At 73.0% G+C, this 18,020-nt stretch carries 15 protein-coding genes; 5 read left to right on the forward strand and 10 right to left on the reverse strand.

Annotated features, from left to right (window positions below; translation table 11 throughout):
* From ACFWI8_RS16765 to ACFWI8_RS16800, 8 genes are all read right to left on the reverse strand, one after another.
* Window positions 1-564: SCO3242 family prenyltransferase (locus ACFWI8_RS16765; RefSeq protein WP_387091468.1), on the reverse strand; the 564-nt coding region annotated here is incomplete at its 3' end.
* Entirely contained in the window at window positions 561-1,742 is a 1,182-nt protein-coding gene (locus tag ACFWI8_RS16770) for an inositol-3-phosphate synthase (RefSeq protein ID WP_387091471.1), read from the reverse strand. The genes ACFWI8_RS16765 and ACFWI8_RS16770, both read right to left, overlap by 4 nt.
* Window positions 1,743-1,832: 90 nt before the next feature.
* On the reverse strand, window positions 1,833-3,950 hold the full coding sequence (locus ACFWI8_RS16775; protein ID WP_387091474.1) for a PQQ-dependent sugar dehydrogenase: 2,118 nt from the start codon (window positions 3,948-3,950) through the stop codon (window positions 1,833-1,835).
* 137 nt (window positions 3,951-4,087) lie between these two features.
* On the reverse strand, window positions 4,088-5,032 hold the full coding sequence (locus ACFWI8_RS16780) for a sugar phosphate isomerase/epimerase family protein (protein ID WP_387091477.1): 945 nt from the start codon (window positions 5,030-5,032) through the stop codon (window positions 4,088-4,090).
* Between the two features lie 86 nt (window positions 5,033-5,118).
* Window positions 5,119-6,336, reverse strand: coding sequence for a Gfo/Idh/MocA family protein (locus ACFWI8_RS16785; RefSeq protein WP_387091479.1), 1,218 nt, complete (start codon window positions 6,334-6,336; stop codon window positions 5,119-5,121).
* 64 nt (window positions 6,337-6,400) lie between these two features.
* Window positions 6,401-7,468, reverse strand: coding sequence for a substrate-binding domain-containing protein (locus ACFWI8_RS16790; RefSeq protein WP_387091482.1), 1,068 nt, complete (start codon window positions 7,466-7,468; stop codon window positions 6,401-6,403).
* A gap of 91 nt (window positions 7,469-7,559) precedes the next feature.
* The gene (locus ACFWI8_RS16795) at window positions 7,560-8,552 is read right to left on the reverse strand and encodes an ABC transporter permease (protein WP_387091666.1); all 993 of its coding nucleotides are present in this window, start codon (window positions 8,550-8,552) and stop codon (window positions 7,560-7,562) included.
* 130 nt (window positions 8,553-8,682) lie between these two features.
* Entirely contained in the window at window positions 8,683-10,218 is a 1,536-nt protein-coding gene (locus tag ACFWI8_RS16800; RefSeq protein ID WP_387091669.1) for a sugar ABC transporter ATP-binding protein, read from the reverse strand.
* A gap of 216 nt (window positions 10,219-10,434) precedes the next feature.
* Between ACFWI8_RS16800 and ACFWI8_RS16805 the strand changes: the two genes are divergently transcribed.
* Complete coding sequence (locus ACFWI8_RS16805) at window positions 10,435-11,649, forward strand: ROK family protein (protein WP_311598396.1); 1,215 nt, start codon at window positions 10,435-10,437, stop codon at window positions 11,647-11,649.
* A gap of 22 nt (window positions 11,650-11,671) precedes the next feature.
* Here the strand turns inward: ACFWI8_RS16805 and ACFWI8_RS16810 are convergent, their stop codons facing one another.
* Both ACFWI8_RS16810 and ACFWI8_RS16815 read right to left on the reverse strand, forming a co-directional pair.
* On the reverse strand, window positions 11,672-12,514 hold the full coding sequence (locus tag ACFWI8_RS16810; protein WP_387091486.1) for an SDR family NAD(P)-dependent oxidoreductase: 843 nt from the start codon (window positions 12,512-12,514) through the stop codon (window positions 11,672-11,674).
* A gap of 34 nt (window positions 12,515-12,548) precedes the next feature.
* Window positions 12,549-13,574 (reverse strand): LacI family DNA-binding transcriptional regulator, encoded by a 1,026-nt coding sequence (locus ACFWI8_RS16815; RefSeq protein ID WP_311598392.1) that lies wholly within the window; start codon window positions 13,572-13,574, stop codon window positions 12,549-12,551.
* A 199-nt stretch (window positions 13,575-13,773) separates the two neighbouring features.
* Here ACFWI8_RS16815 and ACFWI8_RS16820 point away from each other — a divergent pair, with 199 nt between their 5' ends.
* The 4 genes from ACFWI8_RS16820 to ACFWI8_RS16835 all read left to right on the forward strand — a co-directional run bounded on the left by ACFWI8_RS16820 (window position 13,774) and on the right by ACFWI8_RS16835 (window position 18,008).
* Window positions 13,774-14,835, forward strand: a complete 1,062-nt coding sequence (locus ACFWI8_RS16820) for an asparaginase (protein WP_387091488.1) — start codon at window positions 13,774-13,776, stop codon at window positions 14,833-14,835.
* A 90-nt stretch (window positions 14,836-14,925) separates the two neighbouring features.
* A complete protein-coding gene (locus tag ACFWI8_RS16825; RefSeq protein ID WP_387091491.1) occupies window positions 14,926-15,813 on the forward strand; it encodes a polysaccharide deacetylase in 888 nt (295 codons plus the stop codon).
* Window positions 15,814-15,898: 85 nt separating this feature from the next.
* The gene (locus ACFWI8_RS16830) at window positions 15,899-17,245 is read left to right on the forward strand and encodes an MFS transporter (RefSeq protein WP_387091493.1); all 1,347 of its coding nucleotides are present in this window, start codon (window positions 15,899-15,901) and stop codon (window positions 17,243-17,245) included.
* A complete protein-coding gene (locus ACFWI8_RS16835; RefSeq protein WP_387091495.1) occupies window positions 17,238-18,008 on the forward strand; it encodes an SDR family NAD(P)-dependent oxidoreductase in 771 nt (256 codons plus the stop codon). Before ACFWI8_RS16830 ends, ACFWI8_RS16835 begins: the two co-directional genes overlap by 8 nt.
* Window positions 18,009-18,020 lie beyond the last annotated feature (12 nt).

Raw genomic sequence — 18,020 nt, forward strand, 5'->3', positions numbered from 1 at the left:
GCCGGCGAGGGCGGCGAGGGCCGCGCCGCGCGGTGCGCCGTGGACCTCGCCGCGGCTGAGGACGGTCACGCCGGCGGTGTGGGTGGCCATGGCGAGCGCGGGGACGGCCGCCGCCGAGGCGTGGCCGCCGGCGCCGAGCAGGACGTCGAGGCCGCGGGCGGCGGCCATGAACGCCGGCCCGGCGGCGGTGCGTTGGGCCCACAGGTCGTAGGCCCACACGGTTCCGGCCAGCGGCACCGCGACCCGCAGGGCGCGGCGGCCGCCGGCCACGGCGGCCAGGCCGAGGCCGGCGCCGGTCAGCACCGTGGCGAGGCCGAGCGCCTCGAAGGCGTCGACGCGTCCCGAAGGGATCGGCCGTTCAGGCCGCTCCCGCGCGTCCAGGTCGCAGTCGGCGAAGTCGTTGAGCGCCATGCCGGCGAGGTACAGGCAGACCGACGCGGCCGGCGCCGCCCAGCTGCGGCGGCCGTAGGGCCAGCCGGCCGCCGCCGCGCCGGCCAGGCTGTCGCCCGGCGCGGTCAAGGCGGCCGGCAGCCGGACGAGTTCGGCCGCGTCGCGAGCCCTCACGCCCGCTCCCCGAGCGCCGCGCACCACTCGGTGAGGGCGCGCCACTGGGTGCCGAGGTCGTGTGCGACGCCGTCGCCCGCCGGGTCCTTGAAGAAGAAGCCGAGCGCGGCGAGCGGCCCGGTCTCGCCCACCTCGGCGGCGCGTGCCGTGAGCCGTGCCAGGTCGAGCACCAGCGGCGCGGCCAGCGCCGAGTCGCAGCCGCTCCAGGTGAACTGGAGCGTCATGCGGGTACCGAGGAAGCCCTCGAAGGAGACGTGGTCCCAGGCGGTCTTCCAGTCGCCGAGGTCGGCGACGTAGTCGATGTGCATGGGCCCGTCGACCGGTCGGCCGAGGATGGCCTCCAGGCCCTGTCCCTTGGTGCGCAGCTTGCTCTCGGCCGCCGCCGGGTCGGCGAGGGTGCGGCCGTCGCCGCCGCCGAGGAGGTTGACCGAGGTCCAGGAGCGGACGGTCAGCGCGCGGCTGGCGAACATCGGGGCCAGCGCGGACTTGAGCAGGGTCTCGCCGGTCTTGCCGTCCGAGCCGGCCCACGGCAGGCCCTCGCGGGCGGCGAGTTGGACGAGCGCCGGCGGGCGCGGGCCCGGGCTCGGGGTGAAGGCGACGACGGGGCAGCCGGCCCGGTAGGCGGCGTAGGCGTACAGGGAGCTGGCCGGCAGCGGTGACTCGCCGGCGTCCAGGGCGCGTTCGAGCGCGTCGAGGTCGGCGAGCGCCGGGGTGTCGGGGGCGGGCGGCTCGGTGCTCGACACGTCGACGACGACCACCCGGTCGAGGCCGTGGCGGTCCCGGAACGCGGTGATGTCGTCGCCGATGCGGCGCGCGGCGGCCCGCTGGGTCTCCCCACCGGGGCCCGCGCCGGGGCGTATTCGACTGTCGGCCTCGGCGAGTTCGGTGCTGAGCGCGCGGGCGAGCTGGGCGGGGAACACGCCGCCGGCGGCCAACTCCTCGGCCCGCTTGGGCAGCGAGCCGTGCCCCAACTCGTGCCCGCCGGTGATCAGTTCGGCGAGCCCGGGCAGTCGGGCGGCGGCCACCTCCGGGAGTTCGGCCACGCAGCCGTCGGGCGAGCCGAGCCCGGCGCGCAGGGCGAGGGCGCCCACCGTGGCGGTGGTGGCCACCGAGCCCCTGGCGCCGACGAACCAGACGCCGATCCGGGGAGCGGGAGAGGGAGGGGACAGCGCGGACATGTGCGGACCTCCTGGTCGGTGTTTCCATGGGATTGCCCCGGCCGGGCCCCGGTGTCACCCGGGGCCCGGCCGGGGCTCACCCGGTCCCGGTCAGCCGACCGGGACGAGCGTCACCTCGGCGGTGCCGGTGAGCGGGGGAAGCCCGTTCACGCCGGGGTCGGTGTAGCTGGCCGTGAACACGCCCCGCAGGTTGTCGTGTTCCGGGTCGTGCGAGTCGTCCAGGGCGGTCGTGATCGAGCCGACGCAGCCCCTGGAGGTGGTGAGGGGGTGACCGTGCGTGTCGTGGCCCAGGGTGTAGGTCACGGAGACCCGCGAGCAGTCGAACGGCTGGTCGTCGGTGACGGTCACCTCGTAGGCGATCGTGTCACCGAAGGAGAACTCCTCGCCGCCGACCGGGGTGACGAAGGAGACCTGCGGCACGTCGTTGCCGATGACGATCTCCACCTCGGCGTTGGCGGCGCGGCCGGTGCGGTCGGTCACCCGGAGGGAGGCGAGGTGGACGCCGTCCTCGGTGTAGGTGAAGGTCGGGTTGGCCTCCCGGGAGTCGATCCGACCGTCGGAGTCGAAGTCCCAGGCGTAGCGCAGCCGGTCGCCGTCGGCGTCCTCGGTGCCCTCGCTGGAGAAGTTGACGGTCAGCGGCGCGTGTCCGCCGGTGACGTCGGCGGAGGCGCGCGGCACCGGGGTGTGGTTGCCGTCGCGTCCTATGTAGTCGATGCGGGCGAGCTGCGCCTCCGGGTTCTCGGCGAAGAAGCCCTTGCCGTACTCCAGCACGTAGAGCGCGCCGTCGGGGCCGAACTCCATGTCGATCAGCGAGGAGAAGTCGAGGTCGGCGAGGACCTCCTCGATACCGTTGAGGTTGTTGCGGCGGTCGACGTCGAAGCCCCAGATCCGGTCCCGGCTGAACTCGTAGAACAGCGGGTGCCCGTCGTACTCCCGGGGCCAGGCGCGGGAGCTGTTGCGGGCCTCGACCCGCCGGTCGTACTCGTAGGCCGGGCCGGCCATCGGGGCGATGCCGCCGGTGCCGAGCTCGGGGAAGTTCTCCGACTCGCCGTAGCCGTACCACATCTGCGGCTGGACGACGGTCGGCAGCTCACGCAGCCCGGTGTTGTGCGGCGACTCGTTCACCGGGGCCGCGCAGTCGAACGGCTCGCCCGAGGTGTTCGTGGCGAAGTCGTAGTCGACATAGGGGAGTTCGGGGGTGACGCAGTAGGGCCAGCCGTGGTTGCCGGCCTGCGTGGTCGCGAACCACTTGCCGGTGCCGTCCGGGCCGCGCCCCGGGTCGGCGACGCGCGCGTCGGGCGAGTAGTCGGCGACGTAGAGCGCGTCCGTCTCCTGGTCGATCTCGATCCGGAACGGGTTGCGCAGGCCCATCAGGAAGATCTCGGGCCGGGCGCCCTCCGTGCCGGGCCGGAAGAGGTTGCCGCGCGGAACGGAGTAGGAGCCGTCCCGGTTGACCTTGATCCGCAGCACCTTGCCGCGCAGGTCGTTGGTGTTGGCGGAGGTCCGCTGCGCGTCGTAGGCGGGGTTGCGGTCGGTCCGCTCGTCGATGGGGGTGTAGCCGCCGGAGGCGAACGGGTTGGAGTCGTCGCCGGTGGACAGGTAGAGGTTGTCGTCGCTGTCGAAGACGATGTCGCCGCCGACGTGGCAGCAGATGCCCCGGGTGGCCGGGACCTCGATGATCCGCTGCTCGGTGGACAGGTCGAGGCTGTCGCCGCGCAGCTGGAAGCGGGAGAGCTGGGTGTAGCCCTCGAACGGCTCGAAGTCCTCGGGGGTGCCGGTCAGGGGCGCGTCGCCCTCGTTGACGCCCGGGGTGGCCGGGTCGTCCACGGGGGTGTCGAGCGGCGGGGCGTAGTACAGGTAGACCCAGCTGTTGCCGCGACCGTTGAAGTTCGGGTCGATGGCGATGCTCTGCAGGCCCTCCTCGTCGTGCTCGTACACGTCGAGCTCGGCGGCGAGGGTGTTGAGGCCGTTGTCGGGGTCGTTGATCCACACCTGGCCGCCGCGGGTGGTGTGCATCACGCGGCCGTCAGGCAGGACGGCGAGGTCGATGGGCTCGCCTGGCGTGTCGTTGAGGGTGACCTTCTGGAACTCGGCTTCGGGCGCGTCGGGGGTCGGCTCGTGCCCCTCGTGGGCGTTGGCGGCAGCGGGTACGCTCAGCAGCGCGCCCACCATCACCGCCACGAGGGCTGGAATGGTTTTTCTTCGCATTGCTTCCTCTTCGTGCGCGTGTGGCCGGCGGTTCGATCGCCCTGCCGTTCGGTGCCAGCGAGCCGGCGGGGCGTTGCCTGGTGGCGGCCGGTGGGCCGCCACCAGGAGCGAGGGGGTGGCTGGGCCCTGGTCGCGCGTCAGGAGCTGAGGTAGCCGTAGCCGACCTCGGCCGACTGCAGCGGCGTGACGTCGGGGGTGTCGTTCTCGACGATGTACTCGTCGACCTTGTGGGCCCGGAAGATGCGGGGGAAGTCGATGACGCCGGTGCCGAGGTCGGCCATGTCGCCGTCGGCGGCGCTGCGGTCCTTGACGTGGAACTGGATGACGCGCTGCGGCGCGCGGCGGATGACGTCGAGCGAGAAGCGCTCCGGGTCGCGCTCGCCGAGCTCGACGGCGGCCCTGACCGTCCAGTAGAGGTCGATCTCCAGGTGGACGTAGCGCGGGTCGAGCTCCTGGGTGAGGATGTCCCACGGGGTGCGGCCACGGCCCAGGTCGGTGGTGAACTCGTGGGCGTGGTTGTGGTAGCCGTAGCGCAGCCCGAGGCGGCGGGCGGCGCGTGCCTCGACGTTCATCCGCTCGGCCCAGGCGTACCAGTCCTCGGCGTTGGCCGAGTTGAGGTAGGGCACGTTGACGTACTTCTGGCCCAGGATCAGGGCGTTCTGCAGCTTGGTGCGCAGCGCCGCGTCGTCCGCGCTGATGCCCTCGTGGCTCGAGGTGGTGCGGATGCCGAGGCTGTCGTGGAAGCGGCGCAGCTCGGTGGCGGTGCGGCCGTAGTAGCCGGCCTGCTCGACCTTGCGGTAGCCGATGCGGGCGAGCGAGCGCAGGGTGGCGTCGTAGCCGGCGGCGCCGCCCAGGTCCGAGCGGAGGGTGTACAGCTGGACGCTGATCTTGTTGCGGGGCACCAGCGAGTGGCCGTGGCCGCCGCCCTGGGACTGGGCCGCCAGCGCCGCGGGGGCGGCCGCGAAGGCCGCGCCGGCGCCGATGGCGCCCAGGGCCGCGCCGCGCAGCAGCGTGCGGCGCCCGAGGCCGCGCGCGGCGAGCGAGTCGGTGAGGGATCTGTCTCCGTCGAATCCGTAGCACATGACGGCTCCTGTGTTTCTCTGGTGGTTCACATGGGGGGTCGCGCGGCCAGGGCCCGAGAGCCCTGGCCGCGGCGCCTTGGGGAGGGTCAGGGAGCGGTGGCCGGCGTGGTCGGGGCGGGCAGCGTGGTCCAGGCGCCGCCGGCCTCGTGGGACTCCTCGACGGCGGCCAGCACCCGCTGCACCCGCAGGCCGTCCTCGAAGGACGGTTCCGGTTCTGTGCCGTCGGCGATGGCCGTCAGCAGGTCGACGGCCTGGTGGGCGAAGGCGTGCTCGTAGCCGAGGCCGTGCCCCGGCGGCCACCAGGCCTCGATGTAGGGGTGGGTGGGCTCGGTGACCAGGATCCGGGTGAAGCCCTGGACGTTCTGGTCGACGGTGGCGTCGTGGAAGTGGAGGACGTTGAGCTCCTCCAGGTCGAACGCCAGGCTGCCGCGGTCGCCGTTGAGCTCGATCCGCAGCGCGTTCTTGCGCCCGGTGGCGAACCGGGTGGCCTCGAAGGTGGCGAGCGCGCCGCCGTCGAACCGGCCGAGGAAGACGGCCGCGTCGTCGACGGTGACCTCGCCGGTGCCGCCGCCGTCCGGCAGCGGGCGCTCCCGCACGAAGGTGTCGGTGACGGCGCTGACCCCGGTGACCAGCTCCCCGGTGAGGTACTGGGCCAGGTCGACGGCGTGCGCGCCGATGTCGCCGAGCGCGCCGGAGCCGGCCCGCTCCTTCGACATGCGCCAGGTGTAGGGCGCCGACGGGTCGGTCAGCCAGTCCTGGAGGTAGCGGGCCCGCACGTGCCGCAGCCGCCCGAGCCGGCCCTCGGCCACCAGCCGGCGGGCCAGCGTGAGGGCCGGGACCCGCCGGTAGGTGAAGCCGAGCATCGAACGCACGCCGTGCTCCCTGGCCTTGGCCGCCGCCTCGACCATGGCCTCGGCCTCGGCGACGGTGTTGGCCAGCGGCTTCTCGCACAGCACGTGCTTGCCGGCCTCCAGGGCGGCGATGGCGATCTCGGCGTGCGTGTCGCCCGGGGTGCAGACGTCGACGAGGTGCACGTCGTCCCGCGCCACCAGTGCCCGCCAGTCGGTCTCCACCACCGGCCAGTCGAACCGGTCGGCCAGCTCGCCGGCCGCCTCCCGGTTCCGGCCGCCGAGGGCGGCGAGCCGGGGGCGCAGCGGCGGGGCGAAGAAGCTTCTGGCGTTGCGCCAGCCCTGGGAGTGGGCCATGCCCATGAAGCCGTAGCCGACCATGCCGATGCCGAGCGTCTCGCCTGCGGCTGGTGGGGCGGTGCGTGGGCGGTTGTTCGAGCTGCTGAGCGTGCTCATGCGACCTCCGTCGTCGGGGAGTGGGGACCTCCGGCTGGGCCTGCGGCCGTCGTGCCTCCGGCCGTCAGGACTCGAAGCCCATCGGGAGGTACTCCTCGACGTTCTCGGCGGTCACCACGGGGGCGTCGAGCACGATGCGGCGCGGCACCTCGACCTGGACCAGGTCGGACAGGCCGCGGTCCTGGGCGATCAGCCGGGCGAGCTTGATGCCGTCGCCGGCCTGGGTGGCCGGGTAGATGACGGTGGCCTCCATCTCGCCGCTCTGGATCCAGCGCATGGCGTTGGCCGAGCCGGCGCCGCCGATGAAGAAGAACTCGTCGCGGCCGGCGTTGTCGAAGGCGGCCTTGACGCCCACGCCCTGGTCGTCGTCGTGGTTCCAGATGATGTCGATCTCGTTCGCCGCCTGGAGCAGGTTGGAGGCGGCCTCCTCGCCCGACTCGACGGTGAACTCGGCGGCGACCCGGTTGTCGACGTCCTGCCCGCAGACCTCGAGCGCGTCGGCGAAGCCCTGGGAGCGCTCCTGGGTGAGCGGCAGCGAGTCGATGCCGGCGATCTCGGCGATGACGGCGTCGTCGCCGAGGTTGTTCTCGGCGACCAGCTGGCAGGCGTACTCGCCGGCGGAGACGCCCATGCCGTAGTTGTCGCCGAGGATGGTGGTGCGGGCGGCGGCGTCGTCGGAGAACTCGCGGTCCACGTTGACCACCGGTATGCCGGCCTCCATGGCCTGCGTTGCCACCTGGGTGAGCGCGGCGCCGTCGGTGGGCAGCAGCACGATGGCGTCGACGCCGTCGTTGATGAAGGTCTCGATGTGGCTGATCTGGGTGGACGGGTCGTTGGTGCCCTCGGCCATCCGCAGCTCGACGTCGGAGTACTGCTCGGCGGCCTGCTCCGCGAAGGTGTTGATGGCGGCCAGCCAACCGTGGTCGGCCTGCGGACCGGAGAAGCCGATCACGACGTTCTCGCCGGGCTCGTCGTTGGAGCTGGCGGCGTTCTGCTGCCCGCCGTCGGTCTCCTCCTCGCTCTCCTCGGGCGTGTTGCTGGTGCAGGCGGCGAGCAGGCCGACCGCGGCCAGACCGACGCCGACCCTGGTGAAGATCCGGCGGGCGCCGCTGCGGGGGAGGTTTCTGGACATGGCTGTCTCCGGTCAGGACGAAGGGGTGGTGAGCAAGAGAAAGGGGGGTGGCGGACGCCGGGCCCGGTGGATCAGGGCTCGACGGCTCGCCCTATGGGGTGCCGCGCCCGGCGACGCGCTGCTGGAGCAGCACCGCGGCGACGATGATCGCGCCCTTGGCGACGTTCTGCGTGGAGTTGTCGAGGTTGTTGAGGGTGAACACGTTGGTGAGCGTGGTGAAGATCAGCACGCCGAAGACGGTGCCGACGACGGTGCCGCGACCGCCGCTGAGCAGCGTGCCGCCGATCACCACGGCCGCGATGGCGTCCAGCTCCAGCAGGCCACCGTGGGTCGAGGTGCCGGCGGTGGTGCGGGCCAGGATCATCACGGCGGCCAGGCCGCAGGCGAGGCCGAGCAGCAGGTAGAGGATGGCGCTGTGCCGACGGACGTCGATGCCGGCGAGCCGGGCCGCCTCCGGGTTGCCGCCGACCGCGAGGGTGCGGCGGCCGAAGGTGGTGCGGTTGAGCAGCACCCAGCCACCGGCCGCGGTCAGCGCGAAGATGATCACCAGGACCGGGACGCCGAGCACCTCGGCGCCGAAGAAGTCGACGAGCCCGGTCTCGGTCACCACCTGGGTCTGCCGGTCCGAGATGAGCTCGGCGAGGCCGCGCGCCGCCGCCATCATGGCCAGGGTGGCGATGAACGGCGCCATCCGGCCGTAGGCGATCAGCAGCCCGTTGATCAGGCCCGCGCCGGCGCCCACCAGCAGGGCCGTGGTGACCATCACGATCCAGTGGAAGTCGGCCGCCATCTGCTGGGTGGACAGCGTGGTCGCCCAGACCGAGGCCAGCGCCAGCACCGCGCCCACGGACAGGTCGATGCCGCCGCCGGTGATGACGAACGTCATGGCGACGCTGACCACGCCGACCACCGAGGCCAGGCGCAGGATCGTCATCATGTTGTCGAGGGAGGCGAACCGGTCCCCCGCCGTGGCGACGCCGATCAGGCACAGCAGCAGCAGGGCGATGACCAGGCCCAGGTTGCGGCCCGCCGGGCTGGAGAGCAGCGCGCCGATCCGCGCGGCGCCCTGCGGCGCGACCCGCACGGCGTCGCCGGGCCGCTGCTCGGCTTCTGTCTGAGCGCTCACTGTGGACTCTCCTCGATCACTTCTCTGTCGGCGCTGTGCGGGCCGACGCCAGGTCGTACGCACGGGGCGGCGGCGACGGGCGCGCCGCTCACCGCGCTTCCCCGATTCCACTGGGCCCCGCGCCAGCGGTTGACGCGGCCACCGGCTGGCCCTCCATCACCAGGTCGAGGACCCGGTGTTCGTCGATGTCCTCGGCGGCCGACTCGGCGACGACCCGGCCGTCGGAGATCACCAGCACCCGGTCGGAGAGGCCGATGACCTCCTCGATCTCGCTGGACACCAGCACCACGCCGATGCCCTGGTCGGCGAGGTCCCGGATGAGGGCGTAGATCTCGGCGCGCGCGCCGACGTCCACGCCGCGGCTGGGCTCGTCGAGCAGCAGCACCTTGCAGCCGCGCAGCAGCCAGCGGGCCAGCACGACCTTCTGCTGGTTGCCGCCCGACAGGTTGCTCACCGGGCGGTTGACGCCGGCGGGGCGCACGTCGAGCGCCTCGGTGTGCTCGGTCGCCGCGCTCCGCTCCCGCGCGTTGTCCATGAAGCCGGCGCGGTGGAAGCGGGCCAGGCTGGCGAGCGTGACGTTGCGGTAGACGGCGTCGCCGAGGATCAGCGCCTGGCTCTTGCGCTCCTCTGGGCAGAAGCCGACCCCGGCGGCCATCGCGGCGCCGACCCGGCCGGGGCGCAGCGTCCGGCCGGCGACGCGCACGGTGCCGGCGGTGGCCTTGCGGGCGCCGTAGACGGTCTCCAGGATCTCGGAGCGCCCGGAGCCGACCAGCCCGGCGAGGCCGAGGATCTCGCCCGGCCGCACGCTGAACCCGACGTCGGTGAACTCGCCCTTCCTGCTGAGCCCCTCGACCTCCAGCACCGGCTCGGCCGGCGCCTCGGACGCGGCGGCGCGCTCGGGGAAGACGTACTCGATGGACCGGCCGGTCATCAGCCGGATGATCTCGAGGGTCGGGGTGTCGGCCGCCGGCAGCCCGGAGGCCGCGGTGCGGCCGTCCTTGAGCACGGTGATCCGGTCGCCGATCCGCCGGATCTCCTCGAGACGGTGCGAGATGTAAATGATCGCGATGCCCTGCGCCGCGAGGTCGGCGATCACCGTGAAGAGGCGGTTGACCTCCTCCTGGTCCAGGACGGCCGAGGGCTCGTCCATCACGATCAGCTGGGCGTCGTGCGAGAGGGCGCGGGCCATGCTGACGATCTGCTTGCCGGCCGCGGAGAGCGAGCCGACCTCCTGGGTCGGGGACATCTCGGGGTGACCGAGGCGTCGCAGCAGCTCACCGGTGGCGGCGTTGATCTCGCCGCGCGCGGTGAAGCCGAACTGGGCGCGCTCGTGACCGAGGTAGACGTTCTCGGCCACGGACAGACCGTCCACCAGGTCGAGTTCCTGGTAGATGGTCGCGATGCCGCGGTCCAGGGCCGCCACCGGGCGCGGGAAGCGGACCTCCTCGCCACGCCACAGGATCCGCCCGGCGTCGGGCTGGTGGGCCCCGGCCAGGACCTTGATCAGGGTGGACTTGCCTGCGCCGTTCTGGCCCAGGAGGCAGTGCACCTCGCCCGGCAGGACGTCCATGTCGATGCCGTCGAGGGCCTTCACGCCGGGGAAGTGCTTGACGATTCCGTGCATCGCCAACAGCGGTTCACGTACGTCCTCCGCCGCGGACGGGCCGGACGTCTTCGGGGGGCCAGTCATGGGCGACAAGGTAGGAAGGCTTTTGCCGGACGTCAATAGAAAGCGCAGCGGTTTCTGATCGAAGCTTGTGCGGTAACTGAACTAAGCCCCCTACGTTGTATCGTTGACCACGCACTTAAGGTCCGCAGGCGACAGAAGGGCAGGGCCACCATGGCGGAGAACGGCTCCCTCCCCGCCGGTCAGGCGGCGGGCACGGCCGCGCTGCTCTGGCTGGTGCGCGACGGCCGGCCGCGGACCCGAGCCGAGCTGGTCGCGGAGACCGGCATGGGCCGCTCGACCATCGCCGAGCGCGTCGACACGCTGCTCGGCTCCGGGCTGCTCACCCAGACCGACAACGCGCCCTCCACCGGCGGGCGGCCGCCGTCCACCTTCGTCTTCAACGCCGCCGCCCGCGTCGTACTGGCCGCCGACATCGGCGCCACCCACGCCAAGACCGCGATCACCGACCTGTCCGGCACCGTGCTGGCCGAGGAGGACCTGGCGCTCGACGTCGCGGCCGGCCCCGAGACGGTACTCAAGCAGGTCACCGAGCACGGCGAGGGGCTGCTGACCAGGGCCGGGCGCGGCCGCGCCGACCTGCTCGGCATCGGCCTCGGCCTACCGGGCCCCGTCGAGCACGCCTCGGGCAAGCCCACCAACCCGCCGATCATGCCCGGTTGGGACGGCTTCGACGTGCCCGGCTTCGTGGAGGAGTTGGTCGGCGCCCCGGCGCTGGTCGACAACGACGTGAACCTGATGGCGCTCGGCGAGCACCGCACCCAGTGGCACGACCAGCAGCACATGATCTTCGTCAAGATCGCCACCGGCATCGGCAGCGGCCTGATCGCCGACGGCCGGCTGCACCGCGGCTCCCAGGGCGCCGCCGGCGACATGGGCCACGTCCAGCTCCCGCACGAGGCCGACGTGCCGTGCCGCTGCGGCAACACCGGCTGCCTGGAGGCCGTCGCCAGCGGCGCCGCGCTCGCCGCCCGGCTCACCGAGCTGGGCAACGAGGCCCGCACCAGCGCCGACGTGGTCGCCCTGGCGCGCAACGGCTCGGTCACCACCCTGAAGCTGGTCCGCCAGGCCGGCCGCCACATCGGCGAGGTGCTGGCCACCGCGGTCAGCTTCTTCAACCCCTCGGTGATCGTCATCGGCGGCGCCCTCTCCCAGGCCGGCGAGCACCTCGTCGCCGGCATCCGCGAAGTCGTCTACCAGCGCTCGCTGCCGCTGGCCACCCAGGACCTGCGCATCGTCCAGTCCCGCGCCGGCGAGCGCGCCGGCGTCTACGGCGCCGCCGCCATGGTCGTCGAGCACGCCTTCGCCCCGGCCCACCTCCCCCGCTACCTGATGACCCCCGAGGCGGCCGACCCGGTCACGGCCTGACGCCCGGTCACCGGCCCTGGGCTCAGGCGGGCGTCGGAGCCCCGGTGAGCTCCACGCTCCTGTCCCACAGGCGCCGCCGGGCCGCGGCGTCATACGCCTGGGCGTGCGCCTGACTCTCCCGGATCCGGTCGTAGAACCGGCCGGTGGTCGTGGCGAGTTCGGGAGCGAGGACGAGGCGGCGGGTGGCCGCCAGGCCCTCCTCCAGGGTGTCGACGCTGCGGCCGAGGTCGGCGAGCACCATCTTCGTCGGCATGTAGGTGGCGGGATGGAGGCTGTTGACGGTCACCTCCCCGGCGGGCAGCCGGCCGGCGAGCTCGAAGCCGCACATGATCTGCGCCAGCTTGCTCTGGCGGTAGGCGCGCCAGCCGTCGTAGCCGTGCTCCAGCATCAGGTCGTCGAAGTCGATCGGGTACTGGCCGAGGGACGCCACGTTGACCACCCGGGCCGGCGCCGACGCCCGCAGCAGCGGCAGCAGTTCGAGGGTGAGCAGGAATCCGGCGAGGTGGTTGACCGCCAGCCGCAGCTCGTGGCCGTCCGCGCTGGTGCGGCGGGTGCGGCCGTCCGGCTCGCCGCCGCCGACGCCGGCGTTGTTCACCAGCACGTCCAGCCGCCCGGCCGTCGCACGGACCTCTTCCGCCATCCGGCGGACCTGGGCGAGCTCGGCGAAGTCCGCGACGACGGTCCGGGGTTCGCCGGCGCCGCCGGCCACCAGCTCGGCGACGAGGCGGTCCAGCCGCTCCGGGCTGCGGCCGTGCAGGATCAGCTCGGCGCCGCTGGCCGCCAGGTCGTGGGCCAGGGCCCTGCCGAGGCCGTCGGTGGCTCCGGTGACGAGAACGGTGCGAGGCGTTTCGGTGGGCTCGGTCACGGGTGGTCCTCCCGTTCGACGAAGTGGGTGGGGGTCAGCCGGTCGTGGAGGCGCGGACCTTCAACGTGGGGATGAGCCGCTCCGACTCCGCCGGCTCGCCGGCGATCAACCGGGCCAGCAGTTCCAGCGCCCGGCGGCCCATCTCGTGCATCGGGGAGCGCACGCTGGTCAGCGGCACCGGCAACTCGGCGGCCAGCGGCGTGTCGTTGAAGCCCATCACCGCCACGTCGGAGCCGACCTGACGGCCGTGGTCGCGCAGCGCGCCCATGGCGCCGATCGCGGCGAAGTCGTTGGCCGCGAAGATCGCGGTGGGCGCGGGTCCTGGCAGCGCCAGCAGCCGCTCGGTGGCCGCCCGGCCGCCCGCCGCGTCGAACGGCGAGTGCACCACGTGCTCGGGACGCACCGTCACGCCCGCTTCCCGGCACGCCTCGACGAAGCCCGCCGTGCGGTCGATGCCGGTGCTGGCGTAGGGCTCGCCGGCGAGCACCGCCATCCGCCGGTGCCCGAGGGAGAGCAGGTGCTCGGCCGCGAGCCGCCCGCCGAGGCGGTCGTCGCAGGTGACCGCGACATGGTCGGCGACATGCCGGCTGACCAGCACGAACGGCACCCCCCTGGCCGCCGTCTCGGTGAGGAACGCGCCGTCCGCGTGCGCGTCGCCGAAGATCATGCCGTCCACCCTGCGGGCCAGCACCATCTCCGTGTGCTCACGCTGGAGCCGGGGCTGGTCACGGGTGTTGGTGACGAAGGTCGACAGGGCGCGCTCGGATGCGGCCTCCTCGATCCCCTCGTAGATGGTGGCCAGCACCAGGTCGGACAGCCGCGGGACGAGCACCCCGACGAGGTTGCTGCGCTGGGTGCGCAGGCTGGTGGCGTGCGGGTTGGGCTGGTAGCCGAGCCGGTCGGCGAGCTCCCTGACCCGGGCGATGGTGGCCGGCGAGGCGGCCCTGCGGCCCTCGTCCGGCTTGGCGTGCAGGACCCGGGAGACGGTCGACACGTGCAGCCCCAGCTGGTCGGCCAGCGTCCGCAGGGTCACCTGGGGCCGGTGCGGGTCCGTGGCCATGGCTGATCGTGCCTCCGCTGCAGGGATCAACGACGCCGGGCGGGCGCGCCAGGTGCCAGGCGTGCACTCGGGGGGACGGCGCTTTTCCGCGATCGTAACAGCGGGGTAATTGACCGCGACAGGAAGGCCGTGCACACTGACGCAATCGATTGGGCCAATCGATTGGCCAAACCGCTCGCCCAACTTCGGGAGGCGCCCAGTGCGCAGGGTCGTAGTCCTCACCACCGGCGGAACCATCGCCTCGCGCCCGGACGGGCGCGGCGCGAGCCGGGCCGTGGACGGGGCCGGGACGCTGCTGGCCCGGCTGGCCGGCGAGCCCGGCGTGCCGGTCGAGGGCGTCGACGTGTTGCGCGTGGGCAGCTACCTCCTCACCCCCGGCGACATGGCGGGGATCGTCGCCCGCGCCCACGAGGCGCTGTCCGACCCCGACGTCCTCGGGGTGGTCGTCACCCACGGCACCGACGCCCTGGAGGAGACCGCCTTCCTGGCCGACCTGGTGCACGACGACCCCAGACCCGTCGTCTTCACCGGCGCGCAACGGGACGCCGGCGCCGTCGACACCGACGGACCGCGCAACCTCGCGGACGCCATCAGCGTCGCCGCCGCACCGGAGGCCGCCAGGCTCGGCGCCCTGGTGGTCTTCGACGGCCGGATCTACCCGGCGCGCGGGACCCGGAAGACCCACACGCTGGCCCCCGCCGCCTTCGCCGCCCCCGACTCGGGCCCGGTCGGCCTGGTGCGCGACGGGGTGGTGACGCTGACGGCCCGGCCCGTCCGGCTCCCCGGGCTGCCCCTCGGCGAACTCGACCTGGACGGCGTGCGGGTGGACATCGTCCCCTGCTACCCCGGCTCGGACACCGTGGCCCTGGACGCGGTCACCGCCGCCGGTGCCCAGGGTGTGGTGCTCGAGGCCACCGGCGCCGGCAACGCCAACCACGCCGTCTGCGCCGCCGTCGCCCGGCTGACCGCCGCGGGCGTCGTCATCGGTCTCTCCACCCGCGTGCACGCCGGCCCGGTGGCGGCGATCTACGGAAACGGCGGCGGCGTGGACCTGATCGAGGCCGGTGCCGTCCCGCTGGGCAGCCTGCGCCCCGCCCAGGCCCGCATCCTCCTCATCGCACTGCTGGCCCGCGACCGCGACCCGGCGCGCGCCACCCGCGACCTGCCGCTACTGGCCGGCGTCTCCCCCGGGCCCACCCCTCACCCGCTCACCGCCCACCGCGCATCCGACCACCCCGCTCCCGACCCGTCCCTGACCTGACCCGCCCCACTCTCGCCGCTCCGGAAGCGACTCCCCACCACTCTCCCCGGCCACCGACTCCGCCCATACCCCCGAAAGCAAGGACCGATCATGACGAACGTCAAGAAGGACATCCGTGTCGCCTTCGGCGTCGACGTCGACGCCGTCGCCGGCTGGCTCGGCTCATACGGCGGCGAGGACTCGCCCTGCGACATCTCGCGCGGCATGTTCGCCGGCGAGGTCGGCACCCCGCGCCTGCTGCGCCTCTTCGAGCGCTACGAGCTGCCCACGACCTGGTTCATCCCGGGCCACTCCATCGAGACCTTCCCCGACCAGACCCGGATGGTGGTGGACGCCGGCCACGAGGTGGGCGTCCACGGCTACTCGCACGAGAACCCGATCGCCATGACCCGGGAACAGGAGAGCGCCGTCCTCGACCGCGGCATCGAGCTGGTCGAGAGCGTGACCGGGCGCCGCCCGACCGGCTACGTCGCCCCGTGGTGGGAGTTCTCCCCGGTCACCAACGAGCTGCTGCTGGAACGCGGAATCACCTACGACCACTCCCTGATGCACAACGACTTCACGCCCTACCGGGTGCGCGTCGGGGACAGCTGGACCAAGATCGACTACTCCCGTCCGGCCCACGAGTGGATGAAGCCGCTGGTCCGCGGCGAGGAGACCGACCTCGTCGAGATCCCGGCCAACTGGTACCTCGACGACCTGCCGCCCATGATGTTCGTCAAGGCCAGCGCCAACAGCCACGGCTTCGTCAGCCCCCGGCATCTCGAGGAGTCCTGGCGCGACCAGTTCGACTGGGTCCACCGCGAGATGGACTACGCGGCCTTCACCATGACCATCCACCCCGACGTCTCGGGGCGCCCACAGAACCTCCTGATGCTGGAGCGCCTGATCGAGTACATCAACGGCCACGACGGCGTGCGCTGGTCGACGTTCGACGAGATCGCCTCCGACTTCAAGGCCCGCTCCCCCCGCGCCTGAACCCCCTCCCCCGGGTTCCCTACCCCCGTCCCCTGCCTTCTCCTCCCCTCCCTTCTCCGTCCCCCGCTCCCCGGAAGGGCATCCCATGTCCCCTGCGTCACCCCGCGCGGTGGCCGAGTCGGCCCCGCCGCCCGCCACCAGAACGTTCCCCCGGGTCGGCGTCCGCGCCACCCGCAAGGCCACCTTCATCGCCTTCCTCGCCTGGCTGTTCGCCGTCTACGACTACATCCTGTTCGGCACCCTGCTGCCCGAGATGTCCGACCACTTCGGCTGGAGCGACACCCGCGCCTCGTTCATCTCCACCCTGATATCGGTCGGCACGGCCGTCGTCGCCCTCGGCGTGGGCCCGGTCGTGGACCGCATAGGTCGCCGCAGGGGCATGATCCTCACGGTCTCCGGCACCGCCCTCGCGTCCGCCGCAACCGCCGTCACCCCCGGCGCCGGCTACCTCGTCGGGGTCCGCTCGCTCGGCGGCCTCGGCCTCTCCGAACAGGCCGTCAACGCCACCTACCTCAACGAGATCTACGCCGTCACCGAGGACGAGAAGATCAAGAAGCGGCGCGGCCTCGTCTACAGCCTGGTGCAGGGCGGTTGGCCGCTCGGCGTGCTGCTCGCCGCCGCCTTCGTCGCCGTCTTCCTGCCCGTCGTCGGCTGGCGCGGCTGCTTCCTCATCGCCGTCTTCCCCGCCCTCGTCATCGCCCTCGCCCGGCGCGGCCTCAAGGAGTCCCCGCAGTTCGAGCTGGAGTTGAAGCTCCGCGAGCTGCGCAAGCGGGGCCGGGACGACGAGGCCCGCGAACTCGCCCGCTCCTACGGCGTCGCCGAGGAGGAGTCGGCCCCGCTCGCCGCCATCTTCCGCGGCCCGGCCCTGCGCAACACCCTGGTGCTCGGCTTCGCGTGGATCGTCAACTGGTTCGGCATCCAGGTCTTCAGCGTCCTCGGCACCACCGTGCTCACCGAGGGCAAGGACGTCAGCTTCACCGGCTCGCTCGTGATGCTCATCGTCATCAACGCCGTGGGCTACCTGGGCTACGTCTTCCACGGCTGGGTCGGCGACCGCTTCGGTCGCCGCAACGTGGTGGGCGTCGGCTGGATCCTCTCCGGGCTCTTCTTCGCCCTCACCCTCACCGTCGCGCACGGCACCTTCCTCGTGGTGGCGCTCTACTCGCTCGGCATGTTCTTCCTCGTCGGCCCCTACGCCGCGCTGCTGTTCTACATGGGCGAGTGCTACGACACCCGCTGCCGCGCCACCGGCACCGCCTTCCTCAACGCCCTGTCCCAGCCGGGCGCGATCGTCGCCGGCCTCATCGTGACGGCGCTGCTCGCGGCCGACGTGAGCTGGAACGGCGCGGCCCTGCTCGTCGGCGCCGTCGGCACGTTCCTCTCCGGCTTCGTGATGTTCGCCGCCCGTCCCGTGGAGACCCTCGATGACTGACGCACCCTCCCAGGTCGCCCTCATCACCGGCGCCGCGAGCGGCATCGGCCGCGCCCTCGCCGTCGCGTACGCCGAACGCGGCGTGGCCACCGTCGTGGGCGCCTACCCCGGGGACCCGCACGACCCTGAGGAGACCGCCGCCGCCGTGCGGGCCGTCGGCGGCCGGTGCGTCGTCCACGAGGTCGACGTGCGCTCCACGGCCCAGGTCGACGCCTTCGCCCGGCGTGCCGTCGACGCCTGGGGCCGGCTCGACATCGCGGTGGCCAACGCCGGGGTGCTCCGCCGCGCTTCGCTGGCCGAGCTCGACGACGCGGCCTGGGACGACCTGGTCCAGGTCGACCTGACCGGCGTGCTGCGCACCCTGCGGGCCGCGGCCGCCCTGATGACGGGGCCCGGCGCGATGGTCGCCGTCTCCTCCATCGCCGGCGGCGTCTACGGCTGGGGCGAGCACGCGCACTACGCGGCGGCCAAGTCCGGGGTGTTCGGCCTGTGTCGCAGCCTGGCGGTGGAGCTCGCGCCGCGCGGCGTCCGCGTCAACACCGTGGTCCCCGGCTATGTCGTCACCCCGCAGTCCCTCGACCCGGTCAACTCCCTCGGCCCCGAGGGCCTGGACCGGGCCGCCGCCGGCATCCCGCTCGGGCGCGCCGGTCGCCCCGAGGAGATCGCCGCCGTGATCCGCTTCCTCACCTCGCCCGAGGCGTCCTACCTGACCGGCCAGGAGATCGTCGTCGACGGCGGCCTCACCGTCCGCATGCCGGCCTGAACCCTTGAACCC

The organism is Streptomyces sp. NPDC127098 (assembly GCF_042722465.1).
Taxonomy (GTDB): domain Bacteria; phylum Actinomycetota; class Actinomycetes; order Streptomycetales; family Streptomycetaceae; genus Streptomyces; species Streptomyces millisiae.